Source organism: Flavobacterium sp. RSP49, from assembly GCF_003968735.1.
Lineage (GTDB): Bacteria > Bacteroidota > Bacteroidia > Flavobacteriales > Flavobacteriaceae > Flavobacterium.
This window is the reverse complement of the sequence record NZ_RYDN01000055.1, coordinates 1-8,648: the sequence shown is the minus strand read 5'-3', so window position 1 is coordinate 8,648 and position 8,648 is coordinate 1. Positions and strand designations below refer to the sequence as shown.

Sequence of the window (8,648 nt, the reverse complement as noted above, 5' to 3'; positions counted from 1 at the left end):
ACAATGGAAAGACTAATCATTGCTGGAGTTAATCATCAATGGAATGAATTATAGGTAACTAAACGGACAAGCATATTATTTTATATGTTTCTGATTTTCTTCCATTCTGCTGTGTATATAAAAATTAGGGTACGTTTTTATATATACCCGATCGAGGTGGATTTGTAATCCATGCCCGCAAAGTATACCTTAACAGATTAAAAAAAGAAAATCTAGTTTCTATTAATATAGGAACGGGAACGGAAAAAATTTGATTGCTATCGTTGAGCATATCCGAGCGATCGTGGTTATATAAATTTTTAAATCTGTTTTATAAATGCTGCTAAATCATTCCATTCGTTAGGTTGATTATTTACATCAATAAAAGGTATCAATTCGTAAATTCTGTTCTCAATTGTGCTGTCAATTTCTATACCTAATTCAGTAACAATTTTTGTCAGGATAATTTCGACATCATCTTTATTACATATATGATCTATTAATCCTGTTTTAAATTGTCCTTTACAATAAATTCTATATGAATTTGAAAGGTTTGTTCCATTATAAACTTTAGAAATTTCTAGACTACTTTTTAAGTTTGCTTTTCTTGCATCAATTTGTCCTTGAACACTATTACAAAATAATATATCATTATCCATAAAAGCTGTTTTCTCCAATACATATTCTGCATATTTTTCAGCTATAACATTATCAATTTCTGAAATTGTTTTAATAATTCCTTTCGAATGGGTATAAGTAGATAATATTTTCGATAAAGCGTTCTTATCCTTTAGAATTGAAGATTCAATTGTATATGTATTCCAAATGAATGTCGAAAGTCCAGTTTTTCTTTTCAGTGCTTCTTTCAAACTTCCCTTTTGAAGATCTGTAGTATAATCAGAATCAACGATAATAGAACATTTATTCCACAGCGCTGAAATATTGCCTATTCCGCTGAAAAAAACTTTGTAATGTTTAATTTTACTAATTAAATTATCAAGTCCATCAAATGCCCAAAAAACACAGTCAATATTGATATTATTGATTTCCATTATTTTTCTTATATAATCGCTGTCGTCACATCCTTCAACAAAAAATATTTTGTCAGCCTCTAGAGCATTTAATATATCTAATGAAGTTTCCGCTCCAATTTTGTGCATTATATGAGAATGGTATGATGGCGATATACCTGATTTTTTTGCAGTTAATGTTTGATTGTATATTGGATGATATTCTGTTAGTGATTTACTTGAAACATCTTCTTCAATAAAAAATATATTTTTAGGATTTGTACTTCTTATGAGAGCTTCATTATGAGTTGTTATAAAAAATTGAATTTGGCTATTAGCTAACTCCTTGATAAGTCTTTTTTGTATGTCTCTATGAATATGGCTATCCGGTTCGTCTAAAAGAATTACGTTCAAATCTTTTTTGACTTCAAAAAGATGAAGCAAAATTTCCATAATTTGTATTGTTCCACTGCCAAGCAATGAAATGTTTTTATATCCTTTCTGTTTTATGCTGACCTCAATTGAAATATTTATATCGATTTGGATATCTCCAATAATTCTAAATTCAATAGAATTATTATCATTAAATACAATTTGAGATAACATTGTTTTGTAAATCTGAAATTCATTGGCTGACTGAAATAAATTAAACAGTCTATTTCTAAAAAAAAGGACCGATTGCCTAGTTTTAACCCCTTCTTTAATTTTCGGAGGTAATGAAAACTCTTCCATGGTTGGTAATGTTGCAATTGGGGAAGAAAAGAAACAGCCAATAGGATTCGGTAATAAATTAAAAATTCTATTAAATTTCTGAAAATCAAATCGATCATGCTCTTTTAAAACAATATTATAATTATTTCCAGTTACTGCATTTATAACGAAACCAATTTCAATTTTGTCAGTATTGTTTTCTACTATCGCTGATATTGTGATTTTGTTACTAGTCTTTAAATCATAAAAAATATCTTTATATCCCGAAGTTCTTACTGAATTAAACTTACGATAATCGAAATAATTACCGTTCTTATGAGAAAACCGAAAATCATTCTGACTTATTAAAAGTTTATTATTCCCTTTTTGTGCTTTTGATATTAGATAGCCAAAAAGCTCATTCCATAATGAGATTGCTTCTAGAATTGTAGTTTTGCCACTATTATTAATACCTGTTATTACATTTAAATCTTTTTCACAGTTTAATTTAAATTTTCGGTAGCCTCGAAAATTATCAATATAGAATGACTTTATATGCATCTTCATTATTTTCTTAAATAATTAATAGTTTAGGAATTAAATTTAAGGGCTTATTGAATAGACGTGACATTATAAATTATTCAGGAAATAATTCTAAGTTCCCTAATCCATTTTTTTCTGTCTTTCTAATATTTGATAGTAATAACTAAAAGGTTTATTATATTTAATAATTTGTCTTTTTGGTTTTTTATCTTTTATAATTTCTGGTTCTTCTACTTGTTTAAGTAATTTATAATACAACTTGCTTCTATTTCGATCTAGATGCTTTATCTGTATAATTGAATGTTTATTGAAATTCAGTAGTTTAAATCCATTTTTCCAACACATATCTGTTGAAACTTCATTAAAATTATCCATACCAATACGTCCAACGGACATGCCAATTAGCCTATTTATTGCTGATTCTGTTGCAGTTCCTTTTGACTTACGCATTCCATTTTCAATTGCATTTTTTATTTCTTTAATTACTGCCTTTTGTTTTTGCAATTCTTTTTCAAATGATCTTTTTCTGACTCTAATTTCGCCCAAGAAATTAATCTCATATCCAACAAAACCAATCCAAGGAAAGGAGTTTTCTCCTATTTCACCCCATTTGTAAGGTCCTTTTGATTTTCCTTTCCAAAAAGCCTGATAATTTATTTTACCATCATTTATTGTCATTAATTCTTTCTCCGCTCTAAATTTATGTGGAAAGAGCTTTAGTTCATATAAAGCGTTCTCATATAATTCTTTTGCAGTAATGCATTCTTGTAAATTATCTGAAATGATAATCATATCATCACAAAATCTTTGATATAAAAAGTTTTTTTCACTTAAAAGAGTGTCAGCATAATTAAGATATATATTAGCAATAAGGCCAGAAAGGGCTCCTCCTTGTGGAACTCCAACTCTTTCTAATGTTATGTCTGTATAATGATTTGAAATAACATCATCTACCCAAGAGAACTCACCTTTAGGAATTCTGTATGAATCCCAATACTCTATGTCTGAGGATTTTGGAATATTTATATTAAATGCAAAACAATTTAAATAACTTTCAAAAATGTGTATCGAATTATCAAGATTTAATTCAGGATAAAGCACTTTTGATTTTGTAATGAGTTCATTAAATAATGATTTTACTATTTTATGATTTACAGTATCATAGAATTTTTTCATATCACATTCAGCAATGTATAAATCAACTTCTTTGTCTTTATTTCGAAATTTTAGTATGTCATTTATGCAATCGTGATGTGACAATATTGTGCCTTCAACATTTTTTTTAGATCTAAAAGCATAAGAGCTATCTTGAAAATGTTCGTCAAATAATTGAGTTAAAAATTTATTTGTAGCACTTAAAATTATTCTTTCTTTCAAACTAAATATGCATATTGGCCTACATTCATTTACTTCATCTTCTTCTAATTTTTCCTTTAATTTATCTTTTAATTTTGGAAAAATGACTGGTTCTGTAATGGAAAATGACTTGTTTTTAGATAATTCTAAAGTTTCATAGATGAATTTTTGTAAATCTAAATACCATTGCTCTTTTAAATCTTTTTTACTGTGAACTTTAATTGTCTTTAACAGCGAATAAAAATTTTTATCGTTTGATGTTAAAAATTCATTTCTTGAGTTGGGTTTTCTCCTTGAATTTTCACCGAGTTTTATCCATTTTTTTCTTGGAGGCAAGATTGTTCTCAAAAACACCGTTAAATCATGCTGATATTGTTCAAAATCATTGTTGGGAGTTTTATTTGACTTTAAATGATAATTGTAATTAGAAGAGGAAGTTAATAGATGAAGTAAATGTTTTTTTGATTTACTTTTAGCAAGCTTCACACGAATTTTACAAATTTGTCTTAAGATCTCGTTTTCTGTAAAATAATTTTCAAATTGTCTCATACATTAAAAAAATGGGGTCTCCTGTAACGTGATTTCTCACGTATGACTATTGATACTGATACTGATACATATTTGTATTTAGTCTCTTTTAAACTCTCTGGCAGTGCTTTACCGTTAATGAGAAGTGATATTCGCGAATAGAAATTAATCCTCCACCTTCGGTACCCCATTTTTTTGTTTTTTTGTATGATAGCCTCTTTGGTTTGCTAAATAAACTATACTATTAAAATTGATATTTCCTTTTTTTGTTTCATAACAATTTTCTAAAAAATTTGTGCAACTTATTTCATTATACTTTAAACCATCTAAGACACTGAGCTTCAAAAAATAATTCATTCCAATATCATAGGTAAAAGAATTTGCGATTGCCATTGATACTTTACACCAATCATTATATGAATATGTAATACTTAATTTCTTTTTGGATAAATATCGTATTATATCAGTCATTATTTTTCTATCAAATGGGTCATTCCTTTCAAATGGATTATAAAGCTTGTCTCTTGTACTAACCAGGTTAAATCCGATTTTTTTATTTCCCGTTTCTTTTGTGAGAGCAATTAGATCATCATCTTTAATAATAAAATTTTTAAATATTGGCTTTAAAATTAACTCTTCGTCATAAGATAGGAAACAAAGTCTAGTAATATCGCTACCACTTTTATCCAGCTCAATATCATATTGTTCTAAAAAATAATCTGATAATTTTTTAAACGCACTCTTATGCAATTTATCTAAATCAGTTTCAATTTCTTCAATAAGGTATTCGATAGAAACTAAACCTTTAAAACCTTTATTCGAGGGTGAACGCCAAAATGAAAAAACATAGTCGTTACTTAAAAGTTGCTTATAATTTTCAATTAACTTCTCTGAACTAAGTTTATCAATATCAATAACGATTAAAGAGTTGTATGTTTTTAATTTATTAAACGATCTGTTTAAATTAAAAGTTCCGCTAAAAGTCACTGCAGGCAACTGTTTCTTATAATTATCATAATATTCTTTATCACCTTCTTCAAGTTTTTTTCTTAATCGAAAGATTTGAACTTTATGTTTTTCTGATTTTATTTCATTTAAAATTATTTCAATTTTAGGCTCAATAGAAATTGCAGACCATGTATTTGCTTGATATGATACATTTAAGTTTAAAATTTCATTTATAGCCCTCATGATTTCCTAAAATTAGTTGATCTGTTTATGAAAATTATTTTTTACTAAATAATAAAACAAATATTGCAATTTAATTCTTATATCCATTACGTAAACCATAATTTTTTATAATATTTATTTTACACAAGTTTATTTGTTGCAAACTTTTAATACTTACATGAGTATAAACCCACTATAACTGATCTGCAATCCTCTCCCACAAAAATTAGTCATTTCAATTTTATAAAAAAAAGCTACAGAAATTATTTTCTTGCAGCTTTTTTGTGTGTTAATTTTATGGCTTATTGACGCGGGCACAGATTATAGCGTCAGTTCAGTTCGTTCGTGTACAAATCTGCCTATACTTTAAAATCCTAGTTCCATCAAGTCCACTGAATTGGATGATTGTAAAATCATCCCTTTTTTGTTCCTATATCAAACATCATTTTTCCATCATTAGCTGTGTGTTATGAATAAAATTGGGAACTTAGCAAAAACTAAGCTGCTGTCATTTTATTATACTTATTTCTATATTCAATCGGACTTAAACCCGTAAATTTCCTAAAAATAGTTCTAAACGCTTTGGTATCTGTATAACCAACATCGTACATTACTTCATTGATATTCTTACGGCTTGTTTCAAAACTTCGTTTAGCATTCTCCATTTTTAGTCTATTGATATATTCTAAAACCGAATGGTTTGTCGCCAGTTTGAACCTTCTTTCAAAACTTCTTCTTCCCACAGAAACTAAATTGGCTAGTTCTTCGATTGTAATTGATTCTTGAATATTATTTTCGATGAATTCCTGCGCTTTTTTTATAGAAGCATCGTTGTGATTTTTTTGGCCTTGAAACATTGCAAAAACCGATTGACTTTCTCTATCTATGTCAATAGCAAAATATTTTGAAGCTAATATTGCAGTTTCCCTATTCGTGTATTTTTCTACTAGATAGAGTAATAAATTCCAACAAGACATCGCACCGCCGCCTGAATACAGTCGATTTTCTTCGGTACTCATAAGTGTTTGAACTTCATTCTGGATTTAAAATTGTATTTCCCAGGTTTTTTTGCATTGCTTTGTTATGAAATATTCCGAAAGTATTTGTAAGAGAAAAATAATAACTATTTGTAGATAATTTTTTTCTCAGACTATGGTATTTTTGTATTAAATCATCTTCTTATTGCTCTCTTTCTTTTTCTTTTTAGCAATTCATCATCAACCACTGGATCGATTTCGTAGGGAAGAGATGATAAAATAGACGTTAATTTTTCGGTATTAATCTTCCAGTCCTCAAATGACGGTTCAGTTTGTTGCAATTGCTTCGTTGTTTTACTATCAGCACTAAATAATTCATGGAGTTTTAAGTTTTGATCAATTTCATTCGCTTTGAAATCTATCCCTGATTGTTCGTGAAAAAAGTGATTCTCTTGGGTAAAATCACCTTTATTTATTGTTGGTAAAACTTGAATAGCAAATTTTATCATTCGTTGCTGATAATCTTTTAAATTGTTTGGTTTTAGCATCAAAACATTGAAATGAGCATTCCTAATTTGCTCTTTTATTTCATCCATCTTAATCGATTCTATTTCTATTTTTTTATTGATTTCATACTTGTCTTGAGGACTTCCATTTTTTAAAATATTTTGATTTTGAAATTTTTCAAGTTCTTTTCGTTTATAATTAAAATGTTCGTCAAAAGTTTTTTCGTTTGAACTGATCCATTTTACCCTATCAAATCCCACTTGATATTCGTTATTACCAATTTTTCTATTGGTTTGTTTTTCATTACAAGTAGGACTTAATTTAAACATTTGTGTTTTATCTTTTCTGGAAACAATTATGTGAATATGAGATTGCAGTCCCTTTTTATACTCTCCAGAAATTTCCTTTCCATTAATAACCTCTTTATCTGTACCCTTGTATTTTCTAAAATGCTCAATTTTTGCAAAATAAACTAAATCAGCACCCGTTTTAATTCCTTTGTCTTGACGATTAAAATTCAAAGCGTAGTTATCCATTACTTTGCGTCCATACTCTCTTATAAGATTATTAAATTGCTCTAATTCAGATGAGTTTAATTCCAAAATACTTGTAACTTCTCTTTTACCAGTAGCTAGAAAGGCAATATGATTCAATTCATTCTCACTGAAGCTAATTGTTGGAGCAAAATATTTAGCATCATTTGCTCCTAATTTTCTTTTATTATTATCTATAGAACTAATAACATCTATCGTGCTGATATTAATCTCTGAAGCGGTAAAGAAACCTTGTTTCCTGTTTTCTAGCTGAGATATTTCACTCATTGAGGAAGACTTCTTAATGGTTCTATCCAATTCTTCATTTTCCTTTTCTAAGTAAATAGCCAAGTTGGAACAACTGCCTTTATTGTCCGCTCCAGGTGTACTATGTGGTTTAGATATTGGCATTATGAAAAAAGAGATTTAATTTTATCCAAAGTGCCGGATTTGTTTTTGTCATCTAATAGTTTACAAATAAGCAAAATGGCTTGTCTGTTTTTTTGTAATTCAGAAATTATCATTTTAGTTCTTTCCCCATCATTGCTATTTATTTTGTTCAGATTCTCAAGATGAGCTTTTTTTATTTCAGTTGTTCGTTCCGAATGTTGATCTAAGAGTTTATTTATCGAAATAATTAATTTTGAAATTTCTTCCTTTTGAGCATTTTGATAATTAAAAACATCTTGTCTTAATGGTTTCAAAATATCTCTTTCTTGAACTTTTAAAAAAGAGACTATCCTTTTATCTAAAGCGGCAACCATTAAAGCTGGATTTTTGTTTACAGCATCTTTGGGGTCGATACCTGTTTTTTTGAAATAATAAATCATTTCTTGTATAAGAGCACCCAAATTCATTCGTAAACTTTCAGATAACTTCCCAAGTTCTGTATGCGCTTTTTCATCTATAATAATACTTTTTTTAGTCATAATTATAATTTTTAAAACTGTTAATCAGGTAGTTATGCGTTTAATTATATTTTAATTATAAAATATTATAAACTTCATTCCTAAAGAAAGCCTTATTTTCAAGGCTTTGGCCTCGCAGAGCAAGTAGGATAGGGGTTTTTCCGCCCCTGTCCTACTTGCTATCCTTTCGGAGACAACAAGATAATTTATAAACAATATTTTTCAAATGGGCTTATATTTACATAAGTATTCATTTAAGTCTTTACATTCTGAATATTTGAATCGTTCATCCTTTGCTGCGGGTAATCGTTCCGTAATCAATTTGGTATATTTATCTCCCGTACTATCATTATCCAAATACAATTCAATTATACCAAACACATGTATTATATGGTCCAAATTTTATCTAAAAAAATATAGTTATATCCACAGATACTCATCACCTCT

The 8,648-nt window shown here is 28.3% G+C and carries 7 protein-coding genes; all 7 read right to left on the bottom strand.

Features of this window, described 5'->3' with window-relative positions; genetic code table 11:
* Window positions 1-299 precede the first annotated feature (299 nt).
* On the bottom strand, window positions 300-2,246 hold the full coding sequence (locus EKM02_RS14475; protein ID WP_126456364.1) for an ATP-dependent nuclease: 1,947 nt from the start codon (window positions 2,244-2,246) through the stop codon (window positions 300-302).
* A 96-nt stretch (window positions 2,247-2,342) separates the two neighbouring features.
* Window positions 2,343-4,127, bottom strand: coding sequence for a reverse transcriptase domain-containing protein (locus EKM02_RS14470; RefSeq protein WP_126456362.1), 1,785 nt, complete (start codon window positions 4,125-4,127; stop codon window positions 2,343-2,345).
* 144 nt (window positions 4,128-4,271) lie between these two features.
* Window positions 4,272-5,297, bottom strand: coding sequence for a BT4734/BF3469 family protein (locus EKM02_RS14465; protein WP_126456360.1), 1,026 nt, complete (start codon window positions 5,295-5,297; stop codon window positions 4,272-4,274).
* A 476-nt stretch (window positions 5,298-5,773) separates the two neighbouring features.
* Window positions 5,774-6,295 carry a GlxA family transcriptional regulator gene (locus EKM02_RS14460; protein ID WP_126456358.1) on the bottom strand — a complete coding sequence of 174 codons (522 nt, stop codon included), beginning with the start codon at window positions 6,293-6,295 and terminating at the stop codon, window positions 5,774-5,776.
* Between the two features lie 152 nt (window positions 6,296-6,447).
* Complete coding sequence (locus tag EKM02_RS14455; protein ID WP_126456356.1) at window positions 6,448-7,704, bottom strand: DUF5712 family protein; 1,257 nt, start codon at window positions 7,702-7,704, stop codon at window positions 6,448-6,450.
* A complete protein-coding gene (locus EKM02_RS14450) occupies window positions 7,704-8,222 on the bottom strand; it encodes a BfmA/BtgA family mobilization protein (RefSeq protein ID WP_126456354.1) in 519 nt (172 codons plus the stop codon). Before EKM02_RS14450 ends, EKM02_RS14455 begins: the two co-directional genes overlap by 1 nt.
* Before the next feature lie 201 nt (window positions 8,223-8,423).
* On the bottom strand, window positions 8,424-8,582 hold the full coding sequence (locus EKM02_RS15325) for a toprim domain-containing protein (RefSeq protein ID WP_410503695.1): 159 nt from the start codon (window positions 8,580-8,582) through the stop codon (window positions 8,424-8,426).
* Window positions 8,583-8,648: the final 66 nt, after the last annotated feature.

Excerpts from the sequence above, each read along its gene's own strand:
- EKM02_RS14465 (WP_126456360.1), bottom strand. The coding sequence starts at position 5,297 with ATGAGGGCTATAAATGAAATTTTAAACTTAAATGTATCATATCAAGCA.
- EKM02_RS14460 (WP_126456358.1), bottom strand. The coding sequence starts at position 6,295 with ATGAGTACCGAAGAAAATCGACTGTATTCAGGCGGCGGTGCGATGTCT.
- EKM02_RS14470 (WP_126456362.1), bottom strand. The coding sequence starts at position 4,127 with ATGAGACAATTTGAAAATTATTTTACAGAAAACGAGATCTTAAGACAA.
- EKM02_RS14475 (WP_126456364.1), bottom strand. The coding sequence starts at position 2,246 with ATGAAGATGCATATAAAGTCATTCTATATTGATAATTTTCGAGGCTAC.
- EKM02_RS14450 (WP_126456354.1), bottom strand. The coding sequence starts at position 8,222 with ATGACTAAAAAAAGTATTATTATAGATGAAAAAGCGCATACAGAACTT.
- EKM02_RS14455 (WP_126456356.1), bottom strand. The coding sequence starts at position 7,704 with ATGCCAATATCTAAACCACATAGTACACCTGGAGCGGACAATAAAGGC.